Genomic DNA, 13,299 nt, shown 5'->3' with positions numbered 1-13,299 from the left:
TCGGGTGATCTGATATATTATAATGATTTTATACGTAAGTAAAATCGAGGTGTTATGCATATCGCCGTTGTTGGGACAGGATATGTCGGTCTTGTGACCGGCGCTTGTTTTGCCGAGTTTGGTGTCCATGTCACCTGTGTGGATAAAGATGTGGAAAAAATTGAGGCCCTCCGAAAAGGCCAGATCCCTATTTACGAACCGGGCTTGGCTGAAATGGTCGCCAAAAATAGGGCCGGTGGCCGTCTCGATTTTACCACCGATATCGCCGGGGCGGTTCGAGGGGCGCTGGCCGTCTTCATTGCGGTTGGGACGCCTCCCCGGGGAGACGGGTCGGCCAATCTGGCCTATGTGGAGAGCGTGGCCGAAACGATCGCCCGACATCTCGATAGCTATAAACTGATCATTACCAAAAGCACGGTACCGGTGGGAACGGGAGAGCGGCTTCGTAAGATCATCGGGAAAAATCTCAAAGAGCATTTAGACTTTGACATTGTTTCCAATCCCGAGTTTTTACGAGAAGGTTCGGCCATTGAGGATTTTTTAAGGCCCAATCGCGTGGTGATCGGAACAAACAGTCCGCAGGCGGAAGCGATCATGAAAAACCTCTATCGACCGCTCTACCTGATCGAGACTCCGTTCATTGTAACGGATGTGGCAACGGCGGAGATGATTAAATACGCCTCCAATGCCTTTCTGGCCACAAAGATATCCTTTATCAATGAAATGGCAAATCTTTGCGAAAAGGTCGGAGCGGATGTGCATCAAGTGGCGAAGGGGATGGGTTTGGACGGTCGAATCGGCCCCAAATTTCTCCATCCGGGTCCCGGCTTCGGTGGGTCCTGCCTGCCCAAGGACACGCTGGCCCTGGTTCAGATGGCCAGGCAGAATGAGTGTGAATTAGAACTCCTCAATGCGGTGATCCGTGTCAATGCGAAACAGAAGGCCGTGATGGTTCAGAAAATTCTTCAGGCCTTGGGAGGTGCGGACGGAAAAAATTTGGCCGTTCTTGGACTGGCCTTTAAACCGAACACGGACGATATTCGGGAGGCCCCGGCGATCGAGATCATCCAAACCCTGGTGAAAGCAGGGGTGAAGATCCGCGCATATGACCCGGCGGCCATGCATGAAGCCCGGAAGATCTTAAAAGAGATACGCTATTGCGAGGATCCCTATGATACGGCGGAGGATGCGGACGCCGTAGTTTTGATAACAGAGTGGAACGAATTTCGCAGCCTCGATTTGAGCCGACTTCGCCAATCGGTACGCAACCCCATCTTCATTGATCTCCGCAACGTCTACGACGAACAGCGCATGAAACAGGCCGGTTTTCGGTATGTCGGTGTAGGAAGGGGAAGAGAAGCCATCTGATTAACCGGCCCCCAAGGGGAGAGGAGAACCCCGCCTGCTTTTCCCCGGCCTGTTTATGTTTCCTTTAATACCGATGGAGAGCACCTTCAAAAAACCCGAGCGTCGGATGAACACCCGGATTCCTTTTTTTGAGTTCGGTTCATCCAGCCGCGGTATTATTGGTCGGGGCCTCGGCGTGCTTATGGTGATGGTTTCAGCCGTCTCTCCCGGTCGGGCCGAGACGTCCGCCGCCCCTTTTCAGCAACAGCTTGATCAGGTCCGGGTCAAATTCGCCCTCATTAAGACGGACCTGATTCGCCGGTATCAAGCCGACGAAACCCCTTTGGAGGGGGCGAATCATTCCTCCCGACCTCCCACATCTCGGGACTCCGCGGGACTCGCCGCGGGAGGGTCCGCTCCGGGGGACGTAACCTCGCAAGGAATCGAGACCCGTCTACGGGAAATTGCCGTCTTGACGAATCGACTTCAAGGGAGGGGCGAGCGGCCGGTCTCATCCGACGACGCCGGCCCACCTTCGGCCGAGGAGATGCGGCTCCAGCTGGCGAACCGATTGTCGGAGGCGAACCTGAGTTCACAGGCAGAGCCGATATTGAAGGATTTGGCGATCCAGAGCCGTCGCCCCCCGATCGCGGCCGAGGCGTGGTTTCGATTGGAAAGATTGTACTATCGGCAGGGTGATTATCCGCAGGCGCTCGGGGCCTTCTTTAAGATTCCGATGAATAAAACATGGCCGTTTCGGGAGGAAGCCACCTACCTGGCCGGGAACAGCTATCTTTATCTTAAGGACAATCTTAAAGCGATCGATCTTTTGAGCAAGATCGGGGAAGGAAGCGATTATTACCCCTTTGCAGTATATTCAAGCGGCCTGGCCTATCTGAATCTGGGAGATGCGTGGTCTTCGACTCAGCTCCAGTTTCAGAAACTCGTCGGCCTGAACCCCAAGGAGGATCCCGTTCTTCAGGAATTGATTAACAAGACGCGCGTGACCCTGGGGTTTTTCTTTATGGATCAGAAACGCTATCCGGAAGCCGTGGCGGTCTTTGAAGCGATACCTCCTCAGAGCCGCTACCGTGCACAGGCCCGATTCGGGCTTGGCAAGGCCTTTATGGGAATGGAGGACTGTGTGAAGGCCATCGTGGTATTTAAGGATCTAATCGTGCAGGCGGCCTCCCAATCGGATGCCCTGGAGGCCCATCTTCAGATCGGGAGCTGTTATTCGAAGCTGAGCGCCTATCATCGGGCCGTGGACAGTTATCAAGATGCGCTCAAGGCCTATTCCGAGCGTGCGGGGAGTTTAAAAAAACTTGTTCAGGAAATTAAGACGAGGAATCTGGAAGACTGGATGATTAAATCGGGAACGGAAAAATCCGCTGACGGGGCCCCGTTCGTTTTTCTAACTCCGAGCCTGGCGAGGGAACCCGGGTTTACGGAGTTGGTGAATGTGTATGCCGAGTGGTTCCGACTCCACGAGGAGATGGCGGAGGACGTTCGGCGGGACGGAAACCTTGCCGGGCGTAAGATGGAGCAGGGCACGGGTCCGGATCTCGGGCCCCTTCATATGAAGATGCAGGAACTTGGACAGGATTTGGACAAACTCCTCCGGGCTTCCGCCACCCACCAGATCTCATCTCAACTGGCCCAGATTGACGAACTGGCCCTCCGTGCGAACTTGGGAATCGCCAAAAACATGACGTTTATGCAGGACCATGAAACGGTGCCCTAGAAAAAATCGATGGATTCAAAACCGCCCCGCGAAGATGGGGATGATTCTCGCTGTTACGGCGTTGTGGAGCGAATTGGGCGGTTGCTCCGCTTACCGCAATCCGGACGACTTGTCCCCGCATGAGATCAAAACCGTCGTGACGGAAGTGATGGAAGACCAGGCGGCCCCCAGCTCCAAAGACTATACATTAAAATCTTTGGACCAATACGAAGACAGCCTCTTCAACGATTCCGGACAAAGGAGTGAGCTCAGGGCCAGAACCATGCACCGTTTGGCCGATCTGTACCTGAAGCTGGAAGAGTTGGCCTATCGCCGTCAGCTTGAACGATATAATCAGCTGCTTCGGCAATCACAACAAGGTCGGAAGAGCGGGCGCCCGGTTCTACCCAAGATCGATCACATGCGTTCCCGAAGGATCTACGAAAAACTGCTGGCCGAGTATCCCGATCGCCCCGACAACGATCGGGTGCTCTACCAGTTGGCGCACATTTATGACGATGAAGGGCAGATCCAGCCCGCGATGGCTTCGATGCAACGACTCGTGGAGCGGTACCCCTCCAGCCCGTTGCGACAGGAGGCGGTCTTCCGCATGGCCGAGGCGTATTACGACTCGAACCGCTACCGACAGGCCCGGGCCGCTTATGAACAGGCGGTCAGCGCGAAGGATCCCACTCTGGCGGAGCAGGCGATGTACAAGTTGGGCTGGACTTATCTTTCGCTTCAAGAATACGAGAGCGCGGCGGGGATGTTTGTGCGGCTGGTCGATCGGAAACGGGTCGTGAAGTCCGGCGGTCAACCGCAGCTTGATCCGACGGGAATGACGGCCGCCGAGTGGGATGAAGTGCTGGAGTATATCCGGGGCATGGCGTTCGCCTTTTCCTATATGGGACCGCCGACAAAGATCCAAGATTATTTCGAGAAAACAGGACACCGGGACTACGAGTCGCTGATCTATCGAAAGCTGGGGGATCTGTACATGGCCCAGAAGCGGGTCCAGGATGCGGTCGGAACCTACGAAGCCTTCATCAAAACCTATCCCCTCCATCCCGACGCTCCCGCCGTGCAAATGCAGATCGTCGAGGCCTACCAGCAATTAAAATTGGTGGATTTGGCCAATCGCGCGCGCATAAATTTCGTGGAACGCTTCGGCGAAGAAAGCCTGTGGTACCAAAAAGCCTCGGTCGATTCCCGGGAAAAAGTTCGACCGTTTTACCGCCAACTCACCAGTCAACTGGCCCTGTTCTATCACTCGGAAGCGCAGCAAACAAAGCGGCCTGCGGATTATGAAAGGGCCCTGATGTGGTACCGACGCTACCTGAAGGCGTTTCCGAGAGAGCCGGACGCGCCCCGGATGAATTTTCTTTTGGCGGAGGGCCTTTTCGAACTGCAACGCTACCCGGAGGCCGCGGATGAATATGAGCACACCGCTTACGGTTATTTCCTTCACCATGACAGCGCGGAAGCGGGATATGCCGCCGTCACGACGCTGGATAAGATCATGAACCGGGAGGGTCCAGCCTCCCCGTCGGATCCGTGGGGGAGGCGGCTCGCTCAGGATTGTAAGCGTTTCGCGGAGAGCTTTCCCAACGATCCCCGAGCCGCGGCGATCCTTTGGAAAGGGGCCGAGACCTATTACCGTGCCGGGAATCTTCCGGCGGCCCGTTCCATGGCCGAAACGATCGTAAAGACCTCCCTCCCGATAGATCCCACGGCGGTAAAGGCCCAACGACTGATCGCCCGAACGTATTTCGAGGCCGGAGCGTATGAGCAGGCCGCGGCGGCCTATCGGCGCCTGGCGCGAAGCGGGGGAGAGGCTGGAGACGACAAGGAAGTGAGACAGTTATGGGCATCGTCGTTATACAAGCAGGGGGAAGTTTTTAAAAATGCCGGAAAGTTGCGGGAAGCGCAGACGGAATTCATGCGGGTTCAGGCCGAAGTGCCGGGAAGCGACGTGGCCCCGGTGGCCCTGTACGATGCGGCCAGCGTGGCCCTGCTCCGAAATCAGAGAGACGAGGCGCTGCAACTGTTTCAGATCCAGATGCAGCGCTATCCAACTCATGCCTTGAGTCAAAAAGTACCGGAGGTATTGCTGCAGGTGGAGCGCAATCTCCTGGAAACCGGGAAAATACAGGAAGCCCGGTCCTTCTCGGAAAAGATTAAATCGATCCAGGTTTCATCGCAAGAGGATCTGGCCTACCGCTCCGAACGGCTGCTGGCGGACCGCTATTTTGAGGAAAAGGCCTATGACCAGGCGGCGACCGCCTACCGAAAACTTGCCCAGGAGGAGGCCTCGGCCAAAAATCAAGAACGGGAAGAGCTGAAACGGCTATGGGCCTCCGCTTTATACAAGCAGGCCGAGGGTCTCCGCAAGGCCGGAAAACTGCAGGAGGCGCAGGCCGGTTTCATGAGAGTTCAGAGCGAAATGGCTGGAAGCGAGGTCGCACCGATTGCCTTGTTTGATGCCGGAAACATCGCCCTGGCTCGGAGAGATCTCGACGGAGCGGTCCAGGCCTTTACGACCTTGACGCGGGAATATCCGTCGTCCGAATACAGTCCTCGCGCGACGATACAAGTGGCCAGGATCCATGAGCAAACCGGCCGCTTGGAGGATGCAGCCCGGGAGTATGCATCTGTGGTAAACTTGAACCTGGATCGTAAAACCGCGGGCGAAATGCTGTTATCAGCCGGTCGGCTCTACGAGCAACTCGGAGACTGGGCCAAAGCGGATGAGGTTTACGGTACCTATCTGGCCCAATTCTCCGGCGAGTACCAACAGGTGGTAGAGACCACATATAAATTGGCCTGGGCCAAACTCCAGCAAGGCCGCCGCCAGGACGCCCTGCCTATTCTTCAGACCTTGATCGATCGGTACGGACAGGGTGAGACGGCCGGATCGCCGGTGGCTTACTACATCGCCAAGGCACATTTATTGAGGGCGGATGATCTCGCGAACCAGTTTGACGAGGTGAAGCTTATTTCCCCCCTCGAACAAAACCTGGACCGAAAGAAAAAATTGCTGAAAGATGTTTTGGAGGAATATGCCCAGGCGGCCGACTTTAACGTGTCCGAGGTCACGACGGCCGCCACCCAGAAAATAGGGACGGTGTTCGAAAAATTCCGGACCGCGCTCTTGGAATCCGAGCGCCCGCAGAATTTAACGCCTCAACAACTGGAGCAATACAATTATCTTCTCGAAGAGCAGGCCTATCCGTTCGAAGAAAAGGCGATCGCGGCCTACGAAAGCAATGTCCATCGGGCGCAACAGTTGGGTTTGTACGATTCCTGGGTCAAGCAAAGCTACGAAGATCTGGCGCGGCTGATCCCGGCCCGTTATCATAAGCCGGAACTGGATGAAATCATCCACAGGGAAGCGGCCATCAACCCATGAAAAGCGTCGGACGATCCGGAATATTTTCGGGCCTCCCGGTTCTCCGGGCGACGGTAGGAGGGCTGGTTTTTTTGGCGGCGATCGGGTGCGCTTCGGTGAATGCGCCGAGGGATTCGGCGCCGCCGGGTTCCACGGAGAAAGGAAGGTCCCGTGCGGATAACGCCTCACCGGCGAACGGAGAGCTCCGTTCCGAATACGGGCAGGGCCTCTCCTATCTGGAACAAGGGCAGCTTGATAACGCCCAACGGATCTTTGAGTCTTTGGCCCAATCCCATCCGGACGGGATTGAGGTTCATAATACACTGGGTGTTCTTTATCGTCGAAGGGGCATGCTGGACAAATCGATTGCGGAGTACAGGAAGGCGATCGTTTTATCCGAGTCGTTGACGTCCACTGTTTCGGGGCGGACGGTGTCCGCCGAGGTGTACAACAATCTGGCCATTGCGCATCGTGAGCACGGAGACTTTCGAAAGGCGGAGGAGGCGTATCAAAAATCCATAAAGCTGAATCCTAATTTGGCGGCCGCCTATTACAACCTGGGGGTGCTTTACGACCTTTATCTCAACCAGCCTACGGATGCCGTGCGGTGCTACCGGGAGTACGAGCGACTGGCGGGTCAGAATCAAACCGTGGAGGTCTGGATCGCGGACCTGGAACAGAGAACAACTCGCAAGACGGGAAATGTCGTTGGGCAACCCTAGCCGAAGGTTCATGATGATAACGATGGTCGGAATCGCTTTGACGGTGGGATCCGGCGGCCGCGGAGGGAGCTATGCCCAGGAAGCCCCAAAGACGCCGCCAAAGAGCCAGGGATCGGTTCAATTGAAGGAAATCGAGATCACCGGGAAATTAAAAGACGTCTTGGGGTCACTCAAGCTCTTGGAAACCGAGGTCGTCGGATCGGTCGAACGCCCTCGGCTGAGCTATTCGCTGCCCTGGAAAGATCCCGATCCGTCATTATTGGAGGAGGGAGACAGTCGGGGGGTATTTCTTGAGGAGATTTACACCCCGCTGGATAAGGACACGTACAGTCAAGAAATACGGTCGGAGAGGGCGCGCCAGGTTCCATAAACGGAAAGGAGACCCAATGGAAATTTTAAATGTGATCGGGAATTTTTTTATCGAGGGCGGGTTTTTCATGTACCCCGTTCTCTTCGTTGCCGCGCTTGGAACGGCCATAGTCATCGAACGGATGCTCTACATCACCCGGGCCTCGGCCAATGCGGACTCCCTTTGGCAGAAGGTGCGGTCCGCCCTGGCGGATCAGCGGATTGATGAGGCCATCAAGCTCTGCCAATCGAGTACGCGTCCGATTTATCGCGTGCTCGCGGCGGGCCTTAAGGCGGCCAAGCCCACGGGCGCGCGGGAACCCATCCAGCGATCGATGGAAGAGACGATGCTGGAAGTCCTTCCCCCCCTGGAGCGACGGACGCCCTACCTTCCGATCCTGGCCAATGTGGCCACGTTGTTGGGACTGCTGGGGACGATCATCGGCGTGATCGAGGCCTTTTCGGCCGTCTCCGCCGCCGACCCGTCCCAAAAGGCGGTGCTCCTGGCCCGCGGTATCTCGGTCGCCCTCAATATGACGGCCTTCGGGTTGATGGTCGCCGTTCCCTTGATTCTGTTCTACGCGTTTCTTCAGTCCAGAACCACAAAGATTGTCGATTCCCTGGACCAATATTCGACGAAGCTGGTCAACTTTTTCGCGAATCGCCAGCCAACGGGCGCGAGCCTGGAAAGGAGTCAAGGACATGTTGCCGCGGTCCCGAAGACGAGTTAGGCGGATGGAATCCACCGAAATCGATCTGACCCCGTACATGAATCTGCTGGTGGTTCTGGCCCCGTTTCTCCTCATCACGGCAGTCTTCACCCGCCTGGCGGTTCTGGAGATCTATCTTCCGCCTCCGGCATCGGCCGAATTGATGAGCCAGTTGCCTTCCCCCGACGAACCGCTCGTCCTGACGATTTCGATCACTGAAAAAGGGCTGGTGGTGGCCAACGGGAATAAGATCATCAGCTTCGTCCAGCCGACCTCACAGGGGCAGGACCTGCAAACGCTCTCGACCGTGCTCCAGCAGATCAAAGCCCGGTTTCCGACGGTGGACAACGCGATCATCCTCAGCAAGCCGGATATTGCGTATGACGAACTGGTTAAGGTGATGGACGCGACGAGAGTCGCCTTTGTGGTCACCGAAGGCCGGAAAACCAGTTATTCGTTGTTTCCGAATATCTCACTGGGGGAGATCCAATGAGAAAAAGTCATATGCGGGCCCGGTCTCGATTCTCGGAACGCCGGAAGGGAGCCACGACGGTCTCCACGGTTTTAACCCTCACGTCCCTTGTGGACCTGTTCACAAACCTGGTGCTTTTTCTTCTCTATAACTTTTCGGGTGAGGCCTCGGCCATCCCGGCCGCGGAGCATATGAAGCTGCCGGAATCCCTGGCCCAGCTCACGCCCCAGACGACCCTGACCGTTATGATCACCCGATCCGACATTCTTGTGGATGGGACAAAGGTGGCCGAGATCGGTCAGGTCTTGAAGGAAAGTGATCTTTTGATTCCGGCCCTCAAAAAAGAGATGGACTACGCGGCCGAGAGGGGGAAATATTTTTCGAACATCAGCGCCGGAAAACCCTTTGAGGGTCGTGTCACGATCCTGGGCGATAAGAATATTCCGTTTCGATTGCTGGAAAAGGTGATGTACACCTGCAGTCAGGCCGAGTTCGGGCAGATCGATCTCGCCGTGATTCAGAAAGAGTCCGCCGGATGATTTCGATTTGGGGAGGTCAGGACAGCGACCAAAACTTTAAACGGATCGCCTGGACCTGCGTCCTGCTCTATGGTGTGGCCGCCCTCGCGTTCAACCTCCTCACCGTCAAAACGCCATCGCGCTCGGACTATACCCGCATCGATCCTCGGATCGCCCGCCTGATCGTTGAGGCCTCGAAACCCGCGCCGGTTCCTGTCCCGAAGGCCAAGAAGGAGGAGCCCAAGGTCGAGCAGAAACCCACGGAAGAAAAAAAAGCGGAGCCCAAATCGGAACAGCCCCGAAAGCCGGCTCCGGAAGTGGCCAAACAGGAAGGGCCCACCCCCGAAGAAATACGGGCCCAACAAGAGGCTCAGCGAAAGAAGAACATGGAAGTGGCCATGAACAGCGGGCTTCTTAAGCTTTTAAAGCAGTCCGATGCCAAGGGGGGCAGCGTCCCGGATCAGAAACTGAAAAAAGTTTTCACCGAGATCAAAGGCCTTAACGAGGCACCCAAGACGACGGCCGGCGGGACCCCTCAACCCATGCCCACGGCGAGTCAGGGGATTGATGATATCGTGTCCAAGCTGGAAAAATCGATCAAGGAATCGGATGGACCCGGGACCCATTCCGCTCTTAACGGGAGCGGCGGGATCAATCAGATGATCGGGAATCTACAGCCGGACCTGGGCTCATCGTCCCTGGCCGAGCGCAAGACCACGAAGGTGGATAGTCCGTTTCAGATCAAGGGATTTGAAGAGGGGAAAAGTCCCCGAGACTATGAGTCGATCGCGCAGGTGGTGGATTCCTACAAAGGCGGAATCAGCTTCCTTTACAATAGGGCCCTACGGGAAAATCCGACACTCCGGGGCACGGTGACGGTTGAGTTCATCATTGCCGCCAGCGGGGATGTGAGCGACTGCCATGTGGTGTCCAGTTCGGTGAAGAGCCCGCTATTCGAGGAAGAACTGGTCAAACGGGTACTGCAATGGAAATTCCCCCCGGTTCCCGCCGGGGACGTCACGGTATCTTACCCCATCACGTTTTCGGTTTCCGGTTGATTCAGGCCCTCCGTTTGTATTCCGGCCGATGGATCATTATTTCGGACGTGAATGACAGCGCAGACAGTCCACGAACGGAAAGGCCACCACCCCGTGGCACCGGCCGCAGTACTCTCCCTTTATTATCCGGTCCATGCTGACAGGGTTCGCTCCTTGTTTCATGATGAAGATGGAAGGATGGCAGTTATTGCAGCTGAGCCACATCGTGTGCGGCGTATGCGGGAAGACGACGTTGGGTACGGGATAGGCGTCGCCGATGTTAAACACGATATCCAGGTTTAATGGCGGGCTCTCCGGCGGACCGGTCGGATCGAGGGATCCTCTGGGTTTCAGGATTCCTTCTTTAAGCGCGGCTACCCAATCGACGCCTCCCACCTGTGTTTTCGGAAGCACGCTGAAGGCGACCGGATGTCCCTGGGCATCCAGTCCGGATTTTTGAACGATCTCGGCCTTGGTCAGTTTGGGTTGCACGCAGCCGGATAGAAGCCAGGGCAGCAGCGAGGCGAGAACCAGCCAACGTTTATCGGGACGCAAGATGCTTGACGAGGATTTGAGCCAGCCCATTCGGATAAACCTCTTTCCATGCGATATAGATCGCCCCGTTCCATGCGGCCAACGACGGAGCGGATGAGGCCGTGGGCGGGATGGCATTCAGCCTTTGGTCGTCCGATTCCCACCGAGGGCCGCTCCGATGTTTGACATGAAGCTGGGAAATTCCTTTCGCGTCGTATTCCATCCAGGCCAGGTAAACCGTGGGGCCGGATTGGACCAGGGAAGGACTCATGGCATGGCGCCCGGGGTCCATATTGAGGTTTTTTCCATCGACGATCCACCGGCCCTGATCCCAGCGCTTGACGTGAAGCTGAAATATCCCGTTTCCATCCGTCTCGATCCAGGCGACATAGGGCGTATCGCCGAGAACCGCGATCGACGGATTCAGGGCCTGATGCCCCGGATCCATATTAAGACTCTGGCCTAATAAATCCCACTTCGAGCCGTCCCATCGCTTGACATAAACATTGTAATAATTTTCGTCCGACAATTCTGTCCAGGTCAGATAAAGGACCGATCCCTGAAGAGCCATCGCGGGTTTGATCGCATCCCGGGCCGAGGAGATGTTTAAGCTGCCGGGTCCATCCGGATGCCAGCCGTCGGCCGAACGTTGCTTGACATGCAGTTGAAACACTCTTTGGGGGCTGTACTCGCACCAGGCCAGGTATGGAACAGGCCCCCCGGTCGAGAGCGCCGGGTTGGCCGCGCCTTGGGAGGGGTCGAGGTTTAAACTTCCTTCATCGACGATCCAACGACCTCCCGACCGATGTTTAACGTAGAGTTGGGGAATGCTTTTGGCGTTCAGTTCGACCCAAGCCAGATAAGGGATTTTACCGTCCGAGCCCATCGTCAGATCAAAGGCCCGATGGGTTCCATCCATGTTCTGCGCCCTCCGGTCCGTGGTCCATCCGGAACGGTCCCAACGGCCGGAATAGACCTGGGAGATCCCGTGAACATCGAGCTCGATCCATCCCAGCATCGGCACGGCGTCGGAAAAAACCAGGGCGGGATTCAGGGCATGTCTTGAGGCGTCCACGTATGTAAACGTGGACGGGTAGGCCTTCACCGGTTGTCCGAACGGAAGCCACTCCGACCCGGTCGCCGAGGCCAGATCCAAAGCGGCGACCGGGTCCGGAACGGCCCAGCAGGAAACCATCACCAAGAACACGATGCAGGTTGTCCGGAGGGTAGTCCCCGGGCTTTCGATCCGGATCAACTTTGTCATAGGAAAACCACGGTCTCCGCTTGAAGGATCCCCATCGGAAAAGAAAGATGCTGTGTGATTATTTGGGTCTTGAATGGCAACGAAAGCAGTCCGAGATTGGAAAAGCGACAATCCCATGACAGCGACCGCAGTACTCCCCCTTTAGTATTTTCTCCATCGTGACGGGATTGGCGCCAGCCCGCATCAAAAATATGCCGGGATGGCAGTTCCGACAGTCAAGCCATAACGTATGAGGATAATGGGGATACACCACATCGGGAAGGCCGCTGACATTGACCTTAAAAATAATATTAAAGTCGAGTGCCTTCATCGTGACCGCATTCGGATCCAAGGAGTCTCTTGGATGGATCACGCCTTGTTTGATTGCGGCGACCCAGTCAACGTAGCCCATCTTGGTCTTGGGCAGATAATCAAAGGCCAAGGGATGTTCTTCCTCTTCGGCGGCCGGTGGAGTTTGGACGGGCGGGGGAGGCTGGGAGGGTTGAGGTTCGGTCGGCGCCGGGGTTACGACGGGCGATGGAGGGGGGGCGGCCGGCGGAGTTTGGGCGGGCGGGGTCTCGATCGGGGCGGGGGTTACGACCGGGGCTTGAGCCGGAGCGGTTGCAGGTTGATCCTGTGTCGTCTGGGCCTCGATCCGGTTTTGCCCGTAGGAATAAAGGATGACGAGCATGAGGCCCGCGCAAATGGCCCCGATCCGTCCACCCCTACTCACGCGCCTCATCGCAGGTAGCCGTACCTATTTTTCGACCGTGATCTTTCCGGTCATTTGATTGTGGATGAAACAGAAATAAGGATACTCACCGGGAACTTTAAACGTATGAGAATAGACCGCACCCGGTTCCATGACCGCGAAGATCTCCAGTTCGTCGCCCGGACCGGACCCCGGTATGCTGGCCAGGTTATGTTTGCGCTCATCGGTATTCGTCCACTTGACGGTGTCCCCGACCTTGATCGTGAGGTTTTGCGGATTGAGTTTAAAGGTGTTTCGGATGACCGTCACCTCGTACACGGTTCCTTCTTCTCCCGTGGCGGACGCAAGCGGCAAAAAGGTCAAGACGGCCTGCAGGGCAAGGATGGCCCCAAAAACCTTTTTCATGAGCCGAACTCCTTCTAAAACGAGATATTATAAAAAGTATATCGAACGGATTTTGTCTTGTCAATCGCCGCGCGGCGCCGGTAGAACGGGAAACGGGCCTTACAGCGCCGATGGTCGGGCAACGGTCAGACAGGCACAAG

Annotated in this window: 13 protein-coding genes; 9 read left to right on the top strand and 4 right to left on the bottom strand. The window is 56.3% G+C overall.

Features of this window, described 5'->3' with window-relative positions:
• Positions 1-54 precede the first annotated feature (54 nt).
• The 9 genes from VMN77_10825 (at position 55) to VMN77_10785 (ending at position 10,286) form a co-directional block, all read left to right on the top strand.
• On the top strand, positions 55-1,368 hold the full coding sequence (locus VMN77_10825; protein ID HTN44276.1) for a UDP-glucose/GDP-mannose dehydrogenase family protein: 1,314 nt from the start codon (positions 55-57) through the stop codon (positions 1,366-1,368).
• 106 nt (positions 1,369-1,474) lie between these two features.
• Positions 1,475-3,091: a tetratricopeptide repeat protein gene (locus tag VMN77_10820; GenBank protein HTN44275.1), complete on the top strand. Its 1,617-nt coding sequence runs from the start codon at positions 1,475-1,477 to the stop codon at positions 3,089-3,091.
• Positions 3,092-3,131: 40 nt separating this feature from the next.
• A complete protein-coding gene (locus VMN77_10815) occupies positions 3,132-6,479 on the top strand; it encodes a tetratricopeptide repeat protein (GenBank protein HTN44274.1) in 3,348 nt (1,115 codons plus the stop codon).
• Complete coding sequence (locus tag VMN77_10810; GenBank protein ID HTN44273.1) at positions 6,476-7,180, top strand: tetratricopeptide repeat protein; 705 nt, start codon at positions 6,476-6,478, stop codon at positions 7,178-7,180. The genes VMN77_10815 and VMN77_10810 overlap by 4 nt, the downstream gene beginning before the upstream one ends.
• Before the next feature lie 10 nt (positions 7,181-7,190).
• Positions 7,191-7,550 (top strand): hypothetical protein, encoded by a 360-nt coding sequence (locus VMN77_10805; GenBank protein HTN44272.1) that lies wholly within the window; start codon positions 7,191-7,193, stop codon positions 7,548-7,550.
• A gap of 16 nt (positions 7,551-7,566) precedes the next feature.
• Complete coding sequence (locus VMN77_10800; GenBank protein ID HTN44271.1) at positions 7,567-8,259, top strand: MotA/TolQ/ExbB proton channel family protein; 693 nt, start codon at positions 7,567-7,569, stop codon at positions 8,257-8,259.
• Positions 8,260-8,263: 4 nt separating this feature from the next.
• Entirely contained in the window at positions 8,264-8,731 is a 468-nt protein-coding gene (locus tag VMN77_10795) for a biopolymer transporter ExbD (GenBank protein HTN44270.1), read from the top strand.
• Positions 8,728-9,249 carry a biopolymer transporter ExbD gene (locus VMN77_10790; GenBank protein ID HTN44269.1) on the top strand — a complete coding sequence of 174 codons (522 nt, stop codon included), beginning with the start codon at positions 8,728-8,730 and terminating at the stop codon, positions 9,247-9,249. The genes VMN77_10795 and VMN77_10790 overlap by 4 nt, the downstream gene beginning before the upstream one ends.
• Positions 9,246-10,286 (top strand): TonB family protein, encoded by a 1,041-nt coding sequence (locus VMN77_10785; GenBank protein HTN44268.1) that lies wholly within the window; start codon positions 9,246-9,248, stop codon positions 10,284-10,286. The genes VMN77_10790 and VMN77_10785 overlap by 4 nt, the downstream gene beginning before the upstream one ends.
• A gap of 36 nt (positions 10,287-10,322) precedes the next feature.
• Here VMN77_10785 and VMN77_10780 read toward each other — a convergent pair whose 3' ends face one another.
• The 4 genes from VMN77_10780 to VMN77_10765 are packed head-to-tail and all read right to left on the bottom strand — an operon-like array spanning position 10,323 to position 13,159.
• Positions 10,323-10,850, bottom strand: coding sequence for a c(7)-type cytochrome triheme domain-containing protein (locus tag VMN77_10780; GenBank protein ID HTN44267.1), 528 nt, complete (start codon positions 10,848-10,850; stop codon positions 10,323-10,325).
• Entirely contained in the window at positions 10,807-12,063 is a 1,257-nt protein-coding gene (locus tag VMN77_10775; protein HTN44266.1) for a hypothetical protein, read from the bottom strand. Before VMN77_10775 ends, VMN77_10780 begins: the two co-directional genes overlap by 44 nt.
• Positions 12,064-12,121: 58 nt before the next feature.
• Positions 12,122-12,775 (bottom strand): c(7)-type cytochrome triheme domain-containing protein, encoded by a 654-nt coding sequence (locus tag VMN77_10770; GenBank protein HTN44265.1) that lies wholly within the window; start codon positions 12,773-12,775, stop codon positions 12,122-12,124.
• Positions 12,776-12,799: 24 nt separating this feature from the next.
• Positions 12,800-13,159, bottom strand: a complete 360-nt coding sequence (locus VMN77_10765) for a plastocyanin/azurin family copper-binding protein (GenBank protein ID HTN44264.1) — start codon at positions 13,157-13,159, stop codon at positions 12,800-12,802.
• Positions 13,160-13,299: the final 140 nt, after the last annotated feature.

The organism is Nitrospiria bacterium (genome assembly GCA_035498035.1).
Lineage (GTDB): Bacteria > Nitrospirota > Nitrospiria > JACQBZ01 > JACQBZ01 > JACQBZ01.
The sequence above is the reverse complement of the archived record's forward strand: the minus strand, read 5'-3'. Positions and strand labels throughout refer to the sequence as shown.